The 20,916-nt window shown below is 66.4% G+C and carries 18 protein-coding genes; 10 read left to right on the top strand and 8 right to left on the bottom strand.

From position 1 onward, the window contains the following. Positions 1-15: 15 nt before the first annotated feature. The gene (locus ACZ60G_RS34625; protein WP_465815513.1) at positions 16-1,242 is read left to right on the top strand and encodes an FAD-dependent monooxygenase; all 1,227 of its coding nucleotides are present in this window, start codon (positions 16-18) and stop codon (positions 1,240-1,242) included. Here ACZ60G_RS34625 and ACZ60G_RS34630 read toward each other — a convergent pair. Beyond that, positions 1,229-2,752: a hypothetical protein gene (locus ACZ60G_RS34630; RefSeq protein ID WP_465815514.1), complete on the bottom strand. Its 1,524-nt coding sequence runs from the start codon at positions 2,750-2,752 to the stop codon at positions 1,229-1,231. The genes ACZ60G_RS34625 and ACZ60G_RS34630 overlap by 14 nt on opposite strands. A gap of 2 nt (positions 2,753-2,754) precedes the next feature. Further along, positions 2,755-3,516: a crotonase/enoyl-CoA hydratase family protein gene (locus ACZ60G_RS34635; RefSeq protein ID WP_465815516.1), complete on the bottom strand. Its 762-nt coding sequence runs from the start codon at positions 3,514-3,516 to the stop codon at positions 2,755-2,757. A gap of 66 nt (positions 3,517-3,582) precedes the next feature. On the opposite strand from ACZ60G_RS34635, the gene ACZ60G_RS34640 reads away from it, so the two are divergent. Next, entirely contained in the window at positions 3,583-4,212 is a 630-nt protein-coding gene (locus tag ACZ60G_RS34640; RefSeq protein ID WP_465815518.1) for a TetR/AcrR family transcriptional regulator, read from the top strand. Continuing rightward, positions 4,199-5,818 (top strand): acyl-CoA dehydrogenase family protein, encoded by a 1,620-nt coding sequence (locus tag ACZ60G_RS34645; protein ID WP_465815519.1) that lies wholly within the window; start codon positions 4,199-4,201, stop codon positions 5,816-5,818. Before ACZ60G_RS34640 ends, ACZ60G_RS34645 begins: the two co-directional genes overlap by 14 nt. 14 nt (positions 5,819-5,832) lie before the next feature. Here the strand turns inward: ACZ60G_RS34645 and ACZ60G_RS34650 are convergent, their stop codons facing one another. After that, positions 5,833-6,699: a helix-turn-helix transcriptional regulator gene (locus tag ACZ60G_RS34650; RefSeq protein WP_465815521.1), complete on the bottom strand. Its 867-nt coding sequence runs from the start codon at positions 6,697-6,699 to the stop codon at positions 5,833-5,835. 74 nt (positions 6,700-6,773) lie between these two features. Between ACZ60G_RS34650 and ACZ60G_RS34655 the strand changes: the two genes are divergently transcribed. Beyond that, on the top strand, positions 6,774-7,451 hold the full coding sequence (locus tag ACZ60G_RS34655; RefSeq protein WP_465815523.1) for a class I SAM-dependent methyltransferase: 678 nt from the start codon (positions 6,774-6,776) through the stop codon (positions 7,449-7,451). Here the strand turns inward: ACZ60G_RS34655 and ACZ60G_RS34660 are convergent. Beyond that, on the bottom strand, positions 7,448-7,849 hold the full coding sequence (locus tag ACZ60G_RS34660) for a nuclear transport factor 2 family protein (RefSeq protein WP_465815525.1): 402 nt from the start codon (positions 7,847-7,849) through the stop codon (positions 7,448-7,450). The two genes, ACZ60G_RS34655 and ACZ60G_RS34660, sit on opposite strands and share 4 nt — an antisense overlap. A gap of 71 nt (positions 7,850-7,920) precedes the next feature. On the opposite strand from ACZ60G_RS34660, the gene ACZ60G_RS34665 reads away from it, so the two are divergent. The 3 genes from ACZ60G_RS34665 (at position 7,921) to ACZ60G_RS34675 (ending at position 10,074) form a co-directional block, all read left to right on the top strand. After that, the gene (locus ACZ60G_RS34665; protein ID WP_465815527.1) at positions 7,921-8,823 is read left to right on the top strand and encodes a LysR family transcriptional regulator; all 903 of its coding nucleotides are present in this window, start codon (positions 7,921-7,923) and stop codon (positions 8,821-8,823) included. Between the two features lie 65 nt (positions 8,824-8,888). Beyond that, complete coding sequence (locus tag ACZ60G_RS34670; RefSeq protein WP_465815529.1) at positions 8,889-9,569, top strand: nucleoside/nucleotide kinase family protein; 681 nt, start codon at positions 8,889-8,891, stop codon at positions 9,567-9,569. Between the two features lie 82 nt (positions 9,570-9,651). Then, complete coding sequence (locus ACZ60G_RS34675) at positions 9,652-10,074, top strand: SRPBCC family protein (RefSeq protein WP_465815531.1); 423 nt, start codon at positions 9,652-9,654, stop codon at positions 10,072-10,074. 3 nt (positions 10,075-10,077) lie between these two features. Here ACZ60G_RS34675 and pgi read toward each other — a convergent pair whose 3' ends face one another. Further along, positions 10,078-11,715, bottom strand: a complete 1,638-nt coding sequence (gene pgi / locus ACZ60G_RS34680) for a glucose-6-phosphate isomerase (protein ID WP_465815533.1) — start codon at positions 11,713-11,715, stop codon at positions 10,078-10,080. A 196-nt stretch (positions 11,716-11,911) separates the two neighbouring features. Here pgi and ACZ60G_RS34685 point away from each other — a divergent pair, with 196 nt between their 5' ends. Next, on the top strand, positions 11,912-13,366 hold the full coding sequence (locus ACZ60G_RS34685) for an NAD-dependent succinate-semialdehyde dehydrogenase (RefSeq protein ID WP_465815535.1): 1,455 nt from the start codon (positions 11,912-11,914) through the stop codon (positions 13,364-13,366). A gap of 118 nt (positions 13,367-13,484) precedes the next feature. Here ACZ60G_RS34685 and ACZ60G_RS34690 read toward each other — a convergent pair whose 3' ends face one another. Next, the gene (locus ACZ60G_RS34690; protein ID WP_397056570.1) at positions 13,485-13,775 is read right to left on the bottom strand and encodes a chorismate mutase; all 291 of its coding nucleotides are present in this window, start codon (positions 13,773-13,775) and stop codon (positions 13,485-13,487) included. A gap of 415 nt (positions 13,776-14,190) precedes the next feature. Here ACZ60G_RS34690 and pcrA point away from each other — a divergent pair, with 415 nt between their 5' ends. Next, a complete protein-coding gene (gene pcrA / locus ACZ60G_RS34695) occupies positions 14,191-16,818 on the top strand; it encodes a DNA helicase PcrA (protein WP_465815536.1) in 2,628 nt (875 codons plus the stop codon). A 52-nt stretch (positions 16,819-16,870) separates the two neighbouring features. Next, positions 16,871-17,296, top strand: coding sequence for a hypothetical protein (locus ACZ60G_RS34700; RefSeq protein ID WP_465815538.1), 426 nt, complete (start codon positions 16,871-16,873; stop codon positions 17,294-17,296). A gap of 34 nt (positions 17,297-17,330) precedes the next feature. Here ACZ60G_RS34700 and ACZ60G_RS34705 read toward each other — a convergent pair whose 3' ends face one another. Both ACZ60G_RS34705 and ACZ60G_RS34710 read right to left on the bottom strand, forming a co-directional pair. Then, entirely contained in the window at positions 17,331-19,268 is a 1,938-nt protein-coding gene (locus tag ACZ60G_RS34705; protein ID WP_465815540.1) for a M23 family metallopeptidase, read from the bottom strand. Positions 19,269-19,600: 332 nt separating this feature from the next. Further along, positions 19,601-20,683: a M23 family metallopeptidase gene (locus ACZ60G_RS34710; RefSeq protein ID WP_465815542.1), complete on the bottom strand. Its 1,083-nt coding sequence runs from the start codon at positions 20,681-20,683 to the stop codon at positions 19,601-19,603. Positions 20,684-20,916 lie beyond the last annotated feature (233 nt).

Genomic DNA, 20,916 nt, shown 5'->3' on the forward strand with positions numbered 1-20,916 from the left:
TAAGGAGAAATGCTCATGCGGATTCTCATCTCCGGCGCCGGCGTCGCCGGTCCGGTGCTGGCGTACTGGCTCACCAGCCACGGCTTCTCCGTCACCGTTGTCGAGCGCGCGCCGGCTCTGCGCAAGACCGGCGGCCACGCGGTCGATCTGTTCCGGCCCGCGATGGACATCTCGGAGAAGATGGGCGTGCTCTCACGGGTCGAGAAGCGGGCCACCGGCGCGAAGCGGATGACCCTCTACCGGGAGGGCGCACGGCGTCCCGTCCAGGTGGACCTCTCCAAGATCTTCGGCGCCACCTCCGACCGGCACGTCGAGATCATGCGTGACGACCTGAGCGAGATCTACTACGACGCCGCGCGCAACGACGTCGAGTACGTCTTCGGCGACTCGATCACCGCGATCTCACCCGACGGCGAGGTGCGGTTCGAGAACTCCGCGCCGCGCCGCTTCGACCTCGTCGTCGGCGCCGACGGGCTGCATTCCGATGTGCGCCGCCTCGTCTTCGGTGACGAGTCCCGCTTCAGCGATTTCATCGGGGCGTACCTAGGGGTGCTGACGCTGCCCAACGGCTTCGGTCTCGACGGCGAGCTCCGCATCCACGTCGGCGTCGGCCGAACCGCAGGCATGTACGGCGCGCGGCACCTCGGCGACGCGCGGGCTTTGTTCCTGTTCCGAAGCGAGCGTGAACTCGACTACCACCACCGTGACGAGCCCCGGCAGAAGGACTTGCTGCGCAATGCGTTCGGCGGCATGCACGCCGACGTGGACCGCTGGCTCGACGAGCTCGACCGCACCCCGGCGTTCTACTTCGACTCGATCACTCAACTGCACATGGACACCTGGTCGCGGGGGCGGGTGACGCTCGTCGGCGACGCGGGCTACTGCCCCGGCCCGGCCGTCGGCGGCAGCACCACCCTGGCCGTCGTCGGCGCGTACGTTCTTGCCGGAGAGCTGGCGCGGGCGGGCGGCGACCACGAGCGCGCCTTCCCCGCCTACGAGCGCGCGATGGCGGAACACATACGCGGCAGCCACGCGGTCGCGCTGAGCGCGGCCAAGACACTGATCCCCACATCCCGCCTCGGAGTGTCGGGACTGGTCCAGGGCAGCCGCCTGATTTCCGCCCTGCCCGCGGGGCCCAGCCGTGCTTTCATCCGCCTCACCACCAAGAGCGCACGTCTCTACAAGTCGATGACCGTCGAGGACTACCCACCGTCGCCCGCCGCGGCGGTCACCAGAGGGTGATCGGGAGGCCGATGGCGGTTGCGGTTTCGTGGGCCAGGTTGCGGAGGGTTTCGGAGGTGTCGATGTGGGCGGGGGCGAGGCTGACGACGGCGAGGGTGTAGGTGTCGGCGATGCGGCAGAGATAGCCGGATAGCCGGGTGCGGGGGAGGAGGTCCGCGGTGAGGCCGGGGTGGATGGCGCGGGCGGCGACGCCGGTGCAGCGGTGTGGGCCGAGGGTGCGCAGGGAGTCGGGGAGCGTACCGATGTTGGAGCAGAGGATGTCTCGTTCACCGGCACCCTTGGACAAGGCGTAGGCCCAGCGATCCGGAATGACCTGCAGCAGTTCCTCCGGCATCCCGCCGGGGCCGGACATGCGCCGCTCGTAGGCGATTCGGGCCTTCTCGCGAATCGTGGCCGGAGTATCGGTGCGCTCGATGGTGACCTCGGTCATCGCGAGGTCATTGTCGACGCGCGGCTCGTCGCGGGTGTCGACCGGAAGGCTGGCATCTATCTTCTCGCCGGGAAATCCACTGGCCCACAACATCTTCGCGATCAGTGCGATGAACAGGCTATTGGCCGTACCGCCCTGCGCCGCAGCCGCCGACTCCCAGTCGGCAGCGGGGCACTGCAGTACAACGCTGAAGGTCGGCGCGCTCTGAGCCCCTACGCGTCCAGCGACCGACCCGCTTTCAGGCGTCGATATCCCGTGTTCGCGAGTCGATGCAGTCCGGGCGGGACGTTCGGGGATTCCGCGACGAAGCGCGTGAAATGTGCCGCGCACGACGATCGACCACTGCCGCCGAGCATCGGACCAATCCGATGCCGCAGCTCGGGCTTCCCGGCCCAGCGCGGCATTCACTGGCGCGTCGGACCGGTCTGGTTCCCTTGCTTTCGATGTCGACGAAGGTCTCCGCATCGTCATCGAGTCGCCCATACTCGATCGGCCGGCCGCTCCGGCCATTTGTATGGTGTCCAAGTAATTTGCCTCTGGCGCAGCAGATTTCATTGATGGCGCACCGATCGTCGACGATGCCGACCTCATGCCTGACCCGATATCCGCCTGCACCGACGACGCGGTCAGGCTCGGGCCGCCCAGCGCATCATCCACCGCGAGCGCAAGCGCTCTCCCGTCGGCGAGCGCATGCGAACAGGTCAGCGACACAATCGATCCGCCGTCATCCACGGCGGCGGTCGACAATCGCCAACCCGGACCGTATTCGGGATCGAGGTTCGCGCCCCGCTCATCGGCCCACTGGAGCAGGTCCTCGGTAGCGATAGTGCCATCGGTGCACTCGAGCGGATACGCCCGAGCGTTCGCCCGCCAACTTCGACGCGCACCCGGAACCGAAGGCCGAATCACTCTGCGCCCCAACTGTCCGACCCGCAGTGCCGCGTGCACCTGCCGCAGTAACTCGGGATCGACGGGATCGGCCGTGCGCCAAAGACCCTGGAGCACGATCGGGGTGCCGAGCCCGCGATGCGTGCGCAGGAAGATCTCGTCGACGACGCTCAACCGTTGGGCAGCAGCCATTGTCAGGTACGCGCACCGTGACGGCCCGCACCGGCGGCGAACCGTTGCGCGCCGTCCAGGGCTCCGTCGGCCAGGGCCTTCAGGCCGTGTCGGTACTCGTTGAGCAGCGCAGCCTCTTCGTCCATACCGTCCTGCTCCAGCAGCGACATGCGGTCCGAGCGCAGGCAGGTCTGCGGTAGTGCGGCCAGTTCGGCGGCGAGTTGTTCGGCGGCACTGCGGGATTCGCCATTCGGCACCACCCGATTGATCAGCCCGATCTGCAGCGCCTCGGTGGCGCCGACGGCGCGACCGGTGAGCACCATATCCATCGCGCGCCCGGTGCCGACAATGCGCGGCAACCGAATCGTGCCGCCATCGATCAGCGGCACACCCCAGCGGCGACAGAACACGCCGAAGGTACTGTCCTGCTCGGCAACTCGCATATCGCACCACAGCGCCAACTCCAGTCCGCCCGCGACCGCGTATCCGGAGACCGCGGCGATCACCGGTTTGGACAGCCGCATTCGGGTCGGTCCCATCGGACCGTCACCGTCCTCGGTGACCCGATTGGAGCGCTCGGTGCCGAGCGCCTTCAGGTCCGCGCCCGCGCAGAAGGTGCCGCCGTCGCCCCATAGCACGGCGACCGCAGCGTCCGGATCGGCATCGAATTCGCGGAATGCGTCGACCAGGGCCGCGGCGGTCGGGCCGTCGACCGCATTGCGTGCCTGGGGCCGGTGCAGGATCACGGTGGTCACGGGCCCGTTGCGTTCGATTCGCACAGTCACGAGCACGACCATACGCCGTCAGAAGTACCCTTGTGTGAAGAAATGAATTTATGGTTCACTTCTTGTATGGCCTACCGCAGAACTCCTGCTGTGCAGGCCCGCCTCGATGCCCAGGCGGGCCTGATCGTGCAGGCAGCGACCAAGGTGCTGTCTCACGCGGGCTATGCCGGACTGTCCATGGCGGCCGTCGCCGCCGAGGCGGGCGTGGCCACCGGAACCGTCTACAAGAACTTCAGCGGCAAGGCCGACCTGGTGAGCGCGGTATTCCGGAAGGTGGTCGCGCACGAAGTGGCCGCAGTGGTAACCGCAAGTGCCTCGGGAACGGCCGTCGAGCGGGTGACCGCGGCGGTGGAAACCTTCGCGGGCCGGGCGCTGAAGAATCCGAAACTCGCCTACGTCCTGCTCGTCGAACCCGTCGATACCGTGGTCGATGCCGAGCGGCTGCGCTTCCGCCGCGCCTTCGCCGAAGCCTTCGAATCCGCTGTCGCGGAAGGTGTTTCGCGTGGTGAATTGCCCGCGCAGGATGCCAAGACCAGCGCGGCCGCGCTCGTCGGCGCGATCGGCGAGGTCCTGGTCGGCCCGCTGGCCGATGCCCCGCACAGCGAATCCGTTGTGCCCGAACTCATCAGTTTCGCGTTACGCGCACTCGGTGTGCGCGATGAATCCGACTCAGGAGTGTCCGATGCCGACGCATGAAGTCTTCAACCAGGTTCCCGACATCGTGCCCTTCGATGTCGCGCGGAACCCGGCCCTGCTCGAGGGACTGCACCGCGAAGGCGCGGGCTGGGCCGAACCCGAAGTGCGTGAACTCGGCAGGCTCGCAGGCGGATTCGAAGCCCAGGAGTGGGGCCGCCTCGCCAACGAGTACCCGCCCGTCCTGCATACGCACGACCGCTACGGCAACCGCATCGATGAGGTCGAATTCCATCCGTACTGGCACGAGCTGATGAAAGTCGCTGTCGCGCACGGACTCCACGGCTCGCCCTGGCTCGACGACCGGCCCGGCACCCATGCCGCCCGTGCGGCCAAGTTCTACACCTGGGGTGTCGCCGACGCCGGGCATATGTGTCCGATCTCGATGACCTACGCCGTCGTGCCCGCGTTGCGCCACAATCCGGAACTCGCGGCCAAGTACGAACCGCTACTCGGCTCCCGCACTTACGATTTCGGCCTGCGCGAACCGTCGACCAAGGCCGGTCTCATCGCGGGCATGTCGATGACCGAGAAGCAGGGCGGCTCCGACGTCCGCGCCAACACCACCACCGCCACACCGCAGCCCGACGGCAGCTACCGCATCGTCGGCCACAAGTGGTTCACCTCGGCGCCCATGTCGGATATGTTCCTCACCCTGGCCCAGGCGCCGGGCGGTCTGTCCTGCTTCCTGCTGCCGCGCGTCCTTCCGGACGACACCCGCAACCCCATCCGGATCCAACGCCTCAAGGACAAGCTCGGCAACAAGTCGAACGCGTCCTCGGAGATCGAATACGAGAATGCCACCGGCTGGCTGGTCGGCGAGGAAGGGGCCGGGGTCAAGACCATCATCGAAATGGTCAATATGACCCGTCTGGACTGCGTCATCGGCTCCGCCACCGGCATGCGTGTCGGCGCCGTCTACGCCGCGCACCACGCGCGACACCGAGAAGTGTTCGGGGCCAAGCTGATCGACCAGCCCGCTATGCGCAATGTGCTCGCCGACCTGGTGATCGAATCCGATGCCGCCACCACGGTCATGATGCGCCTGGCGGGTGCGACCGACCGTGCGAGCACCGACCCCGCCGAGGCCGCGTTGCGCCGAATCGCCTTGGCGGTCACCAAGTATTGGGTCTGCAAGCGCGCTCCCGCGCATGCGGCCGAGGCCCTGGAATGCTTCGGCGGCAATGGTTATGCCGAGGAATCCGGTATGCCGCGCCTCTACCGTGAGGCCCCGCTCATGTCCATCTGGGAAGGATCCGGCAATGTGGCGGCGCTGGATGCTCTGCGCGCCATGGGCCGTCAGCCCGAAACGGTAGAGGCCTTCTTCAACGAAGTCTCGCTGGCCTCTGGCGCCGACCCCCGTCTCGACGATGCCATCGCCCGCCTCGGCAAGGAACTGTCCGACTTCGACGAAATCGAATACCGCGCTCGCCGCGTCGTCGAACTCATGGCCCTGGTCCTACAGGGCGCGCAACTCGTCCGGCACGGCCACCCCGCAGTCGCCGACGCCTTCTGCGCCACCCGTCTCGGCGACGACTGGGGCATCGCCTTCGGCACCCTCCCCACCGGCGTGAACACCACCGACATCATCGCCCGCGCCCTCACCTGACCCGGCCACTCGCGTCAGCGCGCGAGGGAAGCAGGCTGGGTGCGCCATTGCCGAGGTGAAAGATCGTTGTTGCGCCGGAACAACCGGGTGAAGTAGCCCGCGTCCGGGATCCCGACCCGCCGGGCGATCTCGCCGACCGGCAGATCCGTCTCGGCCAGCAACCGGCGCGCCTCGGTCATCCGCCGCTCGGTGATCCACGCCTGCACCGTGCGTCCGGTGCGGCGGCGCACCACGGTGGTCAGATGTCCCGGCGTCATGCCGACCGCATCCGCCACATCGCGCAGTGACAGTGGCGCGGTGTGCCGCTGGTCGATCACATCGAACACCTCGGCGAGCAGTGGTTCGCCGCTGCGCCGCAAATCACCCACCACATCGGCGGCCAACCGCGCGAGATCGATCAGCAGCAGTGTCAGATGTGCCGACGCCGCCTGCCGGTACCCCTCCTGCCGCTGTGCCAGCTCGGCATCGATGGCGGCAATCGCACTGTCCCACAATGGTCTTCGCTCCACCGGGACCGTCAACTCCAGCACTCCACCCGAATGCTCGTGCAGGAACGGGAACAACAGCGGATGCGCTCGCCACGCGGGCCAAGGCGCACGTCCGGCATCGCCGAGCGCCGCGGGATCGAAGAACACCCCGACCGCGCCTTCGAACTCATGCGGCGGGGCCGCCGCGATCACCTGACCTGCCGCGACGACGTACACCACACCGGCGGACCGGACGTAGAGCAATACCGGAAAGTTGTGAATATGCGGGCGGTGGCCGAGCTCGGCATGACGATCGAAGCGCAGCAGCGACACCGGCGGCGTGACCTGATCACTCCGATAGTCGTACACCGGAACACCACGGCGGTGCCGCACCACCCGGGTAGCCTCGATCATGAGACCGAAAATAGTCCATATTCGGCCGATAATCACCCAATTATCAAGCTGGATCTGCGAGCACCATGAGAATCATGACCAAAGATCATCCACATTCAGTACTCAAAGCCATGGGCAACCAGCACGACTACCTGCCCGCAGCGGGTCGCGACGCACTGCTGCCCACCTACGATCTGCTCACCCGCCTGCTCGGCATGTACAAACTCCACGAAACTCTCGTCGCGCGGGCCGAACTCGAACCTGGTCATCACGTACTGGAAATCGGTTGTGGCACAGGCAATCTCACTCTGCGGGCGAAACGAACCCAACCTGCGGCGGAGGTGATCGGTTCCGATCCCGACCCGCTCGCACTCGCCCGCGCCGAGCGAAAGGCGAACGGCCTGAACGGAATCCGCTTCGAGCGCGCCTACGCTCAGGAACTGCCCTATCCGGACAAGGAATTCGACCGGGTGCTGTCATCGATGATGCTGCACCACCTCGAGACCGACATCAAAACCGCCGCACTGGCCGAGGCGCTGCGCGTCCTGCGCCCCGGCGGCAGCCTGCACATCCTCGATATCGGCGGCGAGGTGACCCCGGACGACGGCCTGATGGCTCGGCTGCTGCTGCACAACCACCATGCCCACGACAACCTCGGCGACGGCATCCCCCAACTCCTGCGCACTGTGGGCTTCGACTGCACAGTGGTCGCCTCCCAACGTCACCGTCGTCTGGGCCGCGTCACCTTCTATCGGGGCACCCGCCCGAACTAGCCGAGGCGCTGGAGCACCCGCTCGACCAGCGCCGTATCGCAATGCTCGATGACCTCCGTGAGCCGACCATCCGCGATCCGGAAAATGAAACAGTAGGTCTGCTCGTAAGGCTTGCCGCCAGTGGTTGTGCCGTGGCCGCGGACCTGGGCGACGACGCGGTCGTCTTCGGCTATCACGAAGTCGGCCGCGCTGCGATACTCGGCGAACTGGGTCATCAGCGGCCGCAGAAGTTCGTTCAGCACAACCGTTTTCGGTTCCCAGGTGCGCGACCACGACCAGTTCCCCGGGAAGATCCAGCGGAAGTCCTCGGCCATGGCCTCGCCCATCGCTCGGGTATTGCCCTGGGACATCTGCTCGAAGATGTCCTCGATCAGTTTTTTGTTCGCTGCTGCACTCATGCATTCGACGCTAGGTACCGACGAGATATGCGACAAGCGAGAGTCTCGCATATTTGATATGAGTAAAAAGCATGGGTGAGTTCACGATCATCGGATTGCGGGTGGTCCGGGAGGCCGCACGGAGCGGCTCGTTCTCGACGGCCGCGGAGAATCTGGGCTACACGCAGTCGGCGGTGTCCCGGCAGATCGCCCTGATGGAGCAGGCGGCGGGCCGGGCATTGTTCGAGCGCCACGCGCGCGGCGTACAGACCACCGAGGCGGGACGGATCGTGCTGCGGCATGCCGAAACGGTGCTCGGTGGACTCGGTTCCGCGCGGCAAGAACTCGACGAACTCACCGCGCGTCCGCCCGCCACGCTCCGCGTCGGGGCATTCTCGACCGCCATGGCCGCACTGGTGCCAAGGGCCATTGCCGCCACCGCATCCCGACTCGCGCGAGTACCGCTACGCGAAGGAACCAGTCCGCGATTGGTATCCGCTGTCGCGCGCGGTCGGCTGGATCTGGCAGTGGTGACCGAGACGCGGAATCTGCCCGCGGATACCGAGATCGAGCCACTCCTGGACGACCCGCTGTTCATCGCGGTCCCACCGGACCATGCGCTCGCGGGCCATGCCAGCGTCACGCCCGCGCAACTGCGTAGGGAACGCTGGATCGCGGGCAGCACCGAGGTGAGCAGCACCCTGCTCGGCGCATGGCGCGACGCCACCTGGGAACCGGAGATCGCTTTCGTCGCCCGCGACTGGTTCGCCAAGCTCGGGCTGGTCGCGGCGGGTATGGGCAGCACCGTGGTACCCGGAATCGCGGTGCCGGTCCTGCCGCCGGGTGTCGCACTGGTCCGCATCGACCATCCCGCAGCGGTTCGCGCGACGTGCGTCGTCTATCGAAGCGGCGACACCCCGAGACAGATCTTCATCGAGGCACTGCGCGACGTCGCCGCCGACCTCGCCACCGAAGTCCGCCAGCGACTGCGATAGCCGACTTGTATAGCCACACGCCCAAATTCGCAGCGGACCGACTCATGCTGAGTACTGTGATTTCGATGACACGGACTTCCGTCGAAATGCCGTTGCGCTCGCTGGTCGAGCACCTGCGGATCCGGGCGGCGGGGTGCGCCCGACGGTACGTGCTCGGCATCGCCGGTCCGCCGGGTGCGGGTAAATCCACGCTCTCCAAGGCCATTCGTGACGATCTGAACAACCGATCCGGTGCCCGGATCGCCGAGATCGCGCCGATGGACGGTTTCCACCTGCCCAATGCGGTACTGCGCGCGACGGCGAATCTGGAGCGCAAGGGCGAACCGCACACCTTCGACGTGGTGTCCTTCGTGGAAACCCTGCGTCGCCTACGCGATACCCCGCTCGGCGAGCCGGTGCCGTGGCCCACCTTCGACCGGGCCATCGAGGAACCGACCCCGGCCGGTGTCGTCTTCGATCGGCAGGAGATCGCCATCACCGAGGGCAACTACCTGCTGCTGTCCGACGGCGCCTGGTCGGGCGCGCGCGAATTCCTCGATGAGGTCTGGTACCTGGACGTGGCCCGTGAGGTGCTCGAACAACGCCTGCTGCGTCGCCACATTCGCGGCGGCCGCACCCGCGACGCCGCGAAAATCAAGGTGTACGACAGCGATCTCCCCAATGCCGATCTGATCGCCGATACCAGGCACGGAGCCGACCTCGTCCTGCGTCAGCGCGGCGGCCGCTACTACGCCGCCGAGGGGTGATGTGCGCCGCGTCGCCGAATCACGCTGGAGGTGACATGATCTCGCTCGACAAATCGTGTCGAGGCAGCCGGGAGCAAGCGGGATGTGGGAGTACGAATACAGCGCGGAGACTGCGGTCGCACCGGAGGCGCTGTGGCGGTGCTGGTCGGATGTGGAGTCCTGGCCCGAATGGAACGAGGGGCTCGACGAGATCGAAATCGACGGCCCGTTCGAGATCGGCACTTCGTTCACCATGACGCTCCCCGGCGGCGATACCGTGCGGATGCGCCTGGTGGAGATCGAACCCGGCGAACTGTTCACCGATGAAATGGACGGCGGCGATTTCACTGTCGTCACCGAGCACCGCTTGGAGCCGGTGGGCGAGGGGTGGACCCGCGTCGTCTACCGGACCGAGATCATCGGCGACGCCGCCGATACCGTCGGCCCCGAAATCGGTCCGGAGATCACCGCCGACTTCCCGGATGTCGTCGCCGCCCTGATCAAGACGGCGCAAGCGCTGGGCTGAGGCTCAGCGGTTGTCGCGGTACCAGCCGATCAGGGCGTCGGTGGACGAGTCCCCTTGCGACTGTGGCTCTTCCGGAGACGTCAGCAAGGGGGCCAGCGCGAGCGCCTGCTGCTTGCCGAGTTCCACGCCCCACTGGTCGAAGCTGTCGATGCCCCAGATGGTGCCCTCGACGAATACCTGATGCTCGTAGAGCGCGATCAACTGGCCGATCACCGAGGGGGTGAGTTGCGGCGCGAGGATTGTCGTGCTCGGCCGATTGCCCGGCATCACCTTGTGCGGCACCACTTTCGGATCGGTGCCCTCGGCCGCGATCTCCTCGGCAGTCTTGCCGAAGGCGAGCACCTTGGTCTGCGCGAACAGGTTGCTCATCAGGATGTCGTGCATGCTGCCGGTGCCGTCGATAGTGGGCAGATCAGCGGTGGGCTGGGCGAATCCGATGAAATCGGCCGGAATCAGCCGGGTGCCCTGGTGCAGCAACTGGTAGAAGGCGTGCTGGCCGTTGGTTCCCGGTTCGCCCCAGAAGATTTCGCCGGTCGAGGTGGTCACCGGGGTGCCGTCGGCGCGGACCGATTTGCCGTTGGACTCCATGGTCAGCTGCTGCAGATAGGCCGGAAAGCGCGACAGATCGTTCGAATAGGGCAGCACCGCACGCGATTCCGCGCCGAAGAAGTTCGAGTACCAGATGCCGAGCAGGCCGAGCAGTACCGGAGCGTTGCGGTCCAGCGGCTCGGTCGCGAAATGCCGGTCGACGGCGTGCATTCCGGCCAGGAATTCGGCGAAGCGCTCCTTGCCGATGGTCGCCATCACCGAAAGCCCGATCGCCGAATCCACCGAATAGCGACCGCCGACCCAATCCCAGAAACCGAACATATTCGCGGTGTCGATGCCGAATTCGGCGACCCGCTCGGCATTCGTCGAGACGGCCACGAAATGCTTGGCGACGGCGTCCTCGCCGAGCGCGGCGACCAGCCAGCGCCGGGCGGCAGTGGCATTGGTCAGCGTCTCCAGCGTCGAAAACGTCTTGGAGGCAACGATGAACAGCGTGCCTGCCGGATCGAGTCCGTCGAGCTTCGCGAGCAGATCGGCCGGGTCGACATTCGAGACGAATCGGGCGCCGATCCCGGCATCGGCATAGTGCCGCAGCGCGCGGTGCACCATATCCGGGCCGAGATCCGAACCGCCGATGCCGATATTCACCACGGTCTTGATGCGCTCGCCGGTCGCGCCGCGCCATGCACCGGAGCGCACCGCGTCGGTGAATTCACCCATCCGTCGCAGCACCTCGTGCACCTCGGCGCCCGCATCCACGCCGTCCACGATGATTGACTCGCCCTCGGGCAGGCGCAGCGCGATATGTTCGACCGCGCGGTCCTCCGAGGTGTTGATGTGGTCGCCGCGATACATCGCGTCGCGCCGTTCGGCCACCCCGGCCTCATCCGCCAATTCGACCAGCAGATGCAGGGTTTCCCGGGTGACGCGGTGCTTGCTGAAGTCGATGTGCAGGTCCCCGACCTGGACGATCAGCTCGCGGCCGCGGTCGGGATCCTCGGCGAAGAATTCACGCAGGTGTCGTCCGGCGACGGCGGCATGGTGCTCGTGCAGTTTCCGCCAGGCCGCCGATGCGGTGATGTCGCTGCTCACGTCCGCGAGGTTACAAGCACTCGGTCGGGCGCGCAGGCAAGGACCGCATACTTTCGCCGATGTTGTCCTGACGGCTACCCCGTGGCGATCATTCGCGTGTCGCTCGGACGGGGGTGCGACCCGCTCGAATGGGTCGGTGAATTTCGGATCGATGAGTCGAGCGTGATGCGCGAGCGCGCGGCTTAGGCTGGGGTACATGGTGTCCGAACGCGAAGTACTCCAATCCGTGCCGACGCAGCTGTGGATCGGCGGTCCCGTCGACGCCACCGGGGGCGGCACCTTCCCGGTGCACAATCCGGCCGACGGGCAGGTGCTGGCCGAAGTCGCCGACGCCACGCCGGAAGATGCCGTGCGTGCGCTCGACGCGGCCGTCGCGGTGCAGTCCGAATGGGCGGCGACACCGTCGCGGGAGCGCGGCGAGATCCTGCGCCGGGTTTTCGACCAGCTGACCGCGCGCGCCGAGGAATTCGCACTGCTGATGACGCTGGAGATGGGCAAAGCGCTGCCGGAAAGCCGCAACGAGGTGCGCTACGGCGCCGAATTCTTCCGCTGGTTCAGCGAGGAAGCTGTGCGGGTACACGGGCGCTACTTGCACGCGCCCTCTGGCACCGGGCGGATCATGGTGCACAAACAGCCGGTCGGGCCGTGTCTGGCCATCACGCCGTGGAACTTCCCGCTCGCCATGGGTACCCGCAAGATCGGACCCGCACTGGCCGCGGGCTGCACGATGATCGTCAAGCCCGCATCGGCCACACCGCTGACGATGTTGGCGCTGGCCAAGCTGTGCGGTGAGGCGGGGCTGCCGGACGGGGTGCTCTCGGTGATCACCTCCAGCCGTTCCGGCGCCGTTACCCAACCGCTGCTCGACGATCCGCGCCTGCGCAAGCTCACCTTCACCGGATCCACCGAGGTCGGCAAGAAGCTGGTGGAGAAGTCGGCGAACGGACTGCTGCGCACCTCGATGGAACTCGGCGGCAACGCACCGTTCGTGGTCTTCGACGATGCCGATATCGACGCCGCCGTACAGGGCGCGATGCTGGCCAAACTGCGCAATGGCGGCGAGGCGTGCACCGCGGCCAACCGCTTCCACGTGCAGAACGGTGTGCTGGAGGAGTTCACCGCCAAACTCGTCGAGGCGATGTCGAATACGGTCACCCTCGGACCCGGCACCGATCCGAACACCACGCTCGGCCCGCTGATCAACGAGGAGCAGCTCGATACCGTCAGCGAACTGGTCGATGACGCGGTGGCGGTCGGCGCGCAGGTCCGCCTCGGCGGCAAGGCGCCCGGCGGCCCAGGCTGGTTCTATCCCGCGACCATCCTCAGCGAGGTCCCCGCGAATGCTCGGATCCTGCGCGAGGAGGTCTTCGGCCCCGTCGCCCCCATCGTCGGCTTCGACACCGAGGAGGAGGGTCTCGCCGCCGCCAACAACACCGAATTCGGCCTGGTGAGTTACGTCTACACCCGCGATCTCGACCGCGCCCTGCGCATCGCCGAGGGCATCGAATCCGGCATGGTCGGCATCAACCGCGGCGTAATTTCCGATCCCGCAGCACCTTTCGGTGGTGTCAAGGCCTCCGGCTTCGGCCGCGAAGGCGGTATCGAGGGTATCGAGGAGTACTTGTCCACCAAGTACATCGCCCTGACCTGACCCGCAGACATGAAACGACCGCCCCGGGGTGAAATACACCCGGGGCGGCCTTGTGGAAGGCGGCGATCTCGCGAACGCCGCGTGGTTCGATTGTGCCGCTAGTGGCGGCCGGAGACGGTCAGTGGCCGAGTCGGCCGCGACCGAGGCGCAGCAGCAGCATGGCGAGGGTGTGGCCCTCTTGGCCGAGTTCGCTGAAGCGCTCGAGCACCTTCATCTCACGACTGTGTACGAGGCGGGGGCCGCCGGAGGCCATGCGCGTACGACCGATGATCCGGGAGATCTCGGTGCGGCGTTTGACGGCGGCCAGAATTTCCGCGTCGAGCTGGTCGATCTCCTTGCGGAGCTTGTCGATCTCGGCCTCGGTGTGGGGCAGAGCCGAATCGGACCCGGTCGTGGCGGGGGTGCTCATCATTCATCTCCTCGTGTCAGAACATGGATCGGCCGGTGAGCCGAGCTCGTTACCGATCGGTTCTTTCACCGTGTAAAACAAACCTGGTAGGTCTTGCAATCCTCCCCCCAGGCAGCGCGCTCAGGTACAAAGCCCGCGATCACGATATCCGGCCGTCAGCCGAATCGGATACTTCGCGGGGGTCGCGCAGGTCATATGGGCCAGTCTGCCACGGGGCCGAAGCAATGCAAAACACCTCATTTTGTGAATCTCCCGAGTAAGGCTTGCATGTTGCGACGCCCGTGTCGAGCCCGGGCGGTTCACCTCCCCGTAGCGACTGCTTGCAGGTCGCTCGAAACGATCGGCTCGTTGAATGGACACCGATGTCGACCGGGACTTCATCTCTGTCGGTGCCCGCCGGTAGCGTGGATGGGCGATGGACATCACGGTGGCTCCCAAGACGCAGGCCGGGCGGACTCGGCACCAGGATTCAGCCCAGAAACCGCAGGTCGAGGCTGCTCGCACCGAGGAGATGGGCGAGTCTGCCGTGCCCCCCGCGGCAGGGGTCCCGCATCCGGCCGCCGATGATGCGTCGCGGCGTGTCGTGGATGACAAGCACCGTGTCGAACAAGAAAAGCGCCGCGCCGAACGCGAGCAACGTCGCGCGGAGGAGGCCGAGCGGCTGCTCGACGGGCTCAACCCGCAGCAGCGCGCCGCGGTCGTACACACCGGTGCGCCGCTGCTGATCGTCGCGGGCGCGGGTTCGGGCAAGACCGCCGTGCTCACCCGGCGCATCGCCTACTTGCTGGCCGCTCGGGGCGTAACCCCTGGTCAGGTCCTGGCCATCACCTTCACCAATAAGGCCGCCGCCGAAATGCGCGAGCGAGTGAGCGGGCTGGTCGGACCGCGTGCGAACAACATGTGGGTCTCGACCTTCCACTCCAGCTGCGTCCGCATCCTGCGCATGCAGGCCGCGCTGCTGCCCGGCCTGAATTCCAATTTCTCCATCTACGACGCCGACGATTCCCGGCGGTTGCTCACCATGATCAGCCGCGACTTCGATATCGATGTCAAGAAATATTCGGCGCGGTTGCTCGCCACCGCCATCTCGAATTTGAAGAACGAGCTCATCGGGCCCGAGCAGGCCACCGCCGATGCCGAAACCGACGAAACCGAACTGCCCGGACTCGTCGCCCGCGTGTACACCGAATATCAGCGCCGGCTGCGTTCGGCGAACGCAGTCGACTTCGACGATCTGATCGGCGAAACGGTGGCGCTGCTGCAGAACCATCCGCAGGTCGCCGAGTACTACCGTCGCCGGTTCCGGCATGTGCTGGTCGACGAGTACCAGGACACCAACCACGCCCAGTACATCCTGGTCCGCGAGCTGGTCGGGCATCACGCGCAAGAGCAGGCCGAAGACGCGGTCGAGCCGAGCGAACTGTGCGTCGTCGGTGACGCGGACCAGTCCATCTACGCCTTCCGCGGCGCGACGATCCGCAATATCGAGGAATTCGAACGCGACTTCCCGGATGCGGAAACCATTCTGCTGGAACAGAACTACCGCTCCACCCAGAACATTCTGTCCGCCGCGAACGCGGTGATATCGCGCAATGAGAAGCGCCGGGACAAGCGGCTGTGGACCGATTCCGGTGAGGGCGATCTGATCACCGGTTACGTCGCCGACAACGAGCACGACGAGGCCTCGTTCGTGGCGCGCGAGATCGACCGGCTGGTGGACGCGGGCGATGCCAACTACAGCGATGTCGCGGTGTTCTACCGCACCAACAACAACTCCCGCGCGCTGGAAGAAATCTTCATTCGCATGGGACTGCCCTACAAGGTGGTCGGCGGCGTGCGCTTCTACGAGCGCAAGGAGGTGCGCGATATCGTCGCGTATCTGCGCGTGCTCGACAATCCGGAGGACACGGTGAGCCTGCGCCGCATCCTCAACACCCCGCGCCGCGGCATCGGCGACCGGGCCGAGGCCTGCGTGGCGGTGCATGCCGAACAGCGCGGCATCGGTTTCGCCGAGGCACTGCGCGATGCGGCCGATGGCAAGGTGGCGCTGCTGAATACGCGGGCGCAGCGCGCGATCGCCGGATTCCTCGACCTGCTCGAAGAGGTGCGGGCGGCCGGTGCGCAGGCGGATCAGGACTTCCCCGACCTCGGCAATATGGTCGAGGCGGTACTCGATCGCACCGGCTACCGGGCCGAGTTGGAGGGCTCCGACGATCCCCAGGACGGTGCGCGGCTCGACAACCTCAACGAATTGGTGAGCGTCGCGCGGGAATTCAGCTCCGAGGCATACAACAATGCCGAGGCCGCCCGGGAAGAGGGACTGGTGCCGGAGGTGGCCGAGGGCGAACCCGATCCGGGCTCGCTCGCCGCCTTCCTGGAACGCGTCTCACTGGTGGCCGATAGCGATCAGCTGCCCGAGGAGGGCACCGGCGTGGTCACCATGATGACGCTGCACACCGCCAAGGGCCTGGAATTCCCGGTGGTCTTCGTGACCGGCTGGGAGGACGGGCAGTTCCCGCATATGCGCGCACTCGGCGATCCGACCGAACTGGCCGAGGAACGCCGCCTCGCCTACGTCGGCATCACCCGGGCGCGGCAGCGGCTCTACGTCACTCGCGCGGTGGTGCGCTCCGGCTGGGGGCAGCCGGTCTCGAATCCGGAATCCCGATTCCTGCAAGAGATACCGGCCCACCTCGTCGACTGGAAGCGGTTGGAGCCGAAGGGTTCCCCGCTCACCCGCGGCATCCGCCGCCGCGGTGACGACGACGGCCTGGAACACGACTGGACCCGCGACGGCTGGAACCAGCAGCGCCCGGGTGTCAGCGACCGCGCCCCACGCCGCCCCGCACCCGGTGGCGCAAGCCGCAACAATGCCAATCTCGTACTGGCGGTGGGCGATCGAGTCAGCGATGACAAGTACGGCCTCGGCCGCGTGGTAGCCGCAGAGGGCTTCGGGCCCCTGGCGACCGTCACCATCGACTTCGGCACCGCAGGCAAGATCCGCCTCATCCCGCAATACAGCCGCACCCTGGTCAAGCTCTGATAGGGGCCTTGGACCCTGATCTATCGACGATGCTGTCGGTAGCGTGCGCGACATGGAAACCGTCGCGCAATACCTGCTGTGGCTGCTTCCGATGCTGTGGCTCGGCATGGTGCTGGCCATCTCGTTCCTGGAAGCGCCGCTGAAGTTCCGGGCGCCGGGCATCACCGTGCCACTCGGCCTCGGCATCGGACGGCTGGTATTCCGGGCGCTGAATATCGTGGAGACCGTCCTCGCCGCCCTGTTGGTCGTGGCGACCCTGGTCGTCGCACCCAGCGGTGCCGTTCGGATCTGGCTCGGCATCGCCGCCGCGATCCTCGCGATCCAACTCCTCGCGGTCCGGCCACCGCTGACCCGCCGCTCGGACCGCGTGCTCGCGGGCGCGGAGGTGCCGCGCTCTCACGCTCACTATTGGTATGTGGGGTTGGAGGTCGTCAAGGTCGTGGGTTTGATCGGACTGGCAATCGCTGCCGCGCCGTAGCCCCGGCTGAGGGCTCGGGGCCATCAGTGAGGGGTCAGTCGCGTTCCTGGCCGAGGCTGATGCCGCGGGTGGCGAGCCAGGGGAGCGGGTCGATGCGGTCGGTGCCGTTGAGCCAGACCTCGAAGTGGCAGTGCGGGCCGGTGGATTCGCCACGGTTGCCGACGGTGGCGATCTCGTCGCCCGCGAGGACGTGCTGGCCTACCGAGACCAGCGCGGTGTTGATGTGGCCGTACACCGTGACGGTGCCATCGTCGCCGCGCATCCGTACCCACATGCCGAAACCCGCTGCCGGACCGGCGTCGATGACAGTGCCGTCCTCGACCGCATAGATCGGTGTGCCGATGGGGGCGGCGATGTCGACACCGGGATGCAGCACACCCCAGCGCTCGCCGTATCCGGAGGTGAAGGAGCCCGAGGCGAATTTCATGAACAGTGGCCGCAGCGTCGCCTCCACCTGCGCCTCCAAGTCCTGCGCGAACTTATCGCCGTTCTCCAGCACATCGGAGAACTGCCCGAGGCTCGTCGGTGTGGCCGTGTCGAGCAACTCCGGTGTCGTCGGCAGCTCACCACTCACCGGCTCCAGCGCCTGCTGCTGCCCGACAGCCTGCAATTCGGCTGTCTGCGGCGACTTCTCACTACCCGCAGCCAAATTCTGCCCCGCAGCAACAATCGCCCCCGCCGCCACCGCAATAACCGCAGCCCGCCCCTTCAACGCCCGCGGCGGCGCAGGCACCCGATGCGCACCACCCCGCCGCTTCCGCTGCCCGGCCGAATCGGCAGGGGCACTCGCCCCCGCCCGCCCCTCGACATCCCGAGCGCCGCCCCCGAAATCGCTACCACCCCGAACCCCACCGCGATTCCGCCAAGCGTCGTCGCGCCGAGCGACATCGCGATCCCGGAGCGCGATCCCATCCCAGTCCACGCCCTCATCGAGGCCGCCATCGAATCCGCGCCAGTCGGCATTGCCCGCACGGTAAAGCAGACTGTCGTCGTAATCGTGGTTTGCGTCGTAGTACTGGCGTGCATCGTGTTCTTGGCGCACGCCGGCACTCAGGCTTGTCTCCTGACTCCCGCCTGTGCCTTCGCCGTGGTGCTGGATAGCGTGGCCGATCCAGTCCAGGCTCTTATCGCGGTCGCCGTGGACCTGGCGCCAGCGATTACCCATGCCGTGGTCCAGGCTGTTGCCGTAATCCGGGCCTGCGTCGCCCAGGCTCGTGCCGTGGCCCAGGCGTGCGCTGTGATCCTGGCGTGCGCTGTGATCCTGGCGTGCGCTGTGATCCTGGCGTGCGCTGTGGTGTTGGCGTGCGCTGTGGTGTTGGCTTGTGCCGTCGCTCTGGCTTGTGTCGTATTCCTGGCTTGCGCCGTCGCCGATCCAGTTCAAGTCCTGATCGTGGTCGCCGCCGGGCTCGCGCCAGCCGCCGTTGCCCATACCGTTGTCCGGGCTGGTGCCGTGATCCTGGCCTGCGTGGCCCGGACTTGCGTTGTGATCCTGGCCTGCGCCGTAATCCCGGTTGGCGCCACCGTTCCAGGTCAAATTCTGATCGTGGCCGGGGCCGAGCTCGTGCCAGCTGCCGTTGCCCGCGCTGTAGATCAGGCTGTCGCTGTAATCCTGGATAGCGGCGCCGTTCCAGTCCAGGCTTTCATCGCGGCCGGCCGGGAACCCGTGCCAGCTTCCGTTGCCCGCGCTGTAAAGCGGGATGTCGGCGTAATCGTGGTTAGCGTCGTTGATCTGGCCAGCGCCCTGATTCTCGCCTGTGCTGTAGCCCTGCCCACCGTGATACTGGCCGCCGCCGTAGCTCTGCCCCGCGTGGTCCTGCCACGCGGCGTAATTCCGTCCCTCGCTGGAGCTCTGAATACCACTGTTGAACGGTGAATCCGCTTGCGACCATTGATCATTCAGCTGCCAGGATTCGACGCCGTTCGACTGCCCTGAAGATTGCCGAGAATTATCTAGATAATGCTGAACCGGCACCCCTCGCTCATCGGAGCCCGATAACCACTCTCGCGTCATCGCCGTAACCGCATCGCACCACTGGTGTGCCCGGATTGTCCTGAATGCGAGGAAAGTTCGAAAGTTCCTGATCTTCGAGTGTCGTGGACGGCGCTAGGGGTGTTCGCAACGCGCATGGAGATATCTATCCTCCGGTCACAACTACGGAAGGGGAACGGGTCCATCGACGGTAACGAATCGATAGCGGTACCGCAACCAGTCGTCCGATGAATCCTCTTGCTGCACTTCGAATTCCGCTCCAAGCGCGCAGAGATGCACCGACTCCGAAGGAAGTCCCTTGCTTGGAAAGTAGATCAGTCGCGCTGCGGGCCCAAGCTGATACCGCGCGTCGCCAACCACGGCAGCGGATCGACCTTGTCGACACCGTTCAACCACACCTCGAAATGGCAGTGCGGGCCGGTGGAGAAACCACGGTTGCCGATGGTGGCGATCTGATCACCGGCCAGCACGCGCTGACCCTGCGACACCGTCGCGGTGTCGATGTGACCGTAGATGGTGACGGTGCCGTCATCGTGCAGCAGTCGCACCCACATACCGAATCCGGATGCCGGGCCTGCTTCGATCACGGTGGCGTCGGCGACGGCGTAGATCGGTGTGCCGATCGGGCCCGCGATATCGACGCCGAGATGCTGTACTCCCCAGCGGGCGCCGAATCCGGAGGTGAAATTGCCTGCCGCGAATTTGGTGAACAGCGGACGGAGTTTCGAGGCCTCCTGCGCCGCCAGATCGTCGGCGAATTTCTGCCCCTTTTGCAGCATGTCGCCGAACTGGCCGAGATTGGTCGGCGCCGAAACATTGAGCACCTGAGGCGAATCCGGCGAAGTATTCGGATCGGCCACGCTGACCGACTGCGCCGCGATTTCGTGAATCTGTCCGGCGGCCTCGTAATCGACAGCCTGCGTAGGCTGTTCGGGCGAGGCGAAGGCGGCCTGTCCGGCGGCGACCACCGCACCCGCGGCGACGGCGACGACCGCGGCGCGGCCCTTGAGCGAGGCGGGGGGCGCGGGCATCCGATGCGCGCCACCATTACCACGGTTCGCGCGGCGGCCCGGGATCACAGTGGGCCTGGCCGGCCCTTCCGGATCCTCGGACTCCCAGGAAGAGTCGCTGCCATCCCACGATCCGTCGCCATCCCAGGACTCGTCGGCGTCCCAGGACCCGTCCGCCTCCGGCGTCCATGACGCCTCGGAGTCGGCGTTCCAGGTCTCGTTGCCCTCGGGAGTCCAAGAATCTTCGGACGCCCACGCACCGCCACCGGCCCAGGAATCACCTTGCTGCCAAGCCTGCGACTGTCCCCACGAATCAACTTGTGGCGACGAGCCCTGCGACTGCCCCCAAGCGGAATCGGATTGTGCCCAAGAATCGTTCGCACTCAACGAGCTGTCCTCGTGTCCGCCGGTTGCATATCGATGCCCACCGGCACGCCGCGACGAAGTCCCGAAGGGATCTACCGCAGCACTGGAATGTCCACCGAATCCCTCGTCATCATCGGACCGGTAACGATGTCCGGAGTGAGCGCGATTTTCGGTTGCGAAGGTCGAGCGATGGTTCATCGGTGGTGCCACATCATCGAGCGAGAGATCACGGTGTCGAACTGCCTGGTCAGAGG

It is taken from the genome of Nocardia sp. NPDC102475 (assembly GCF_055584605.1).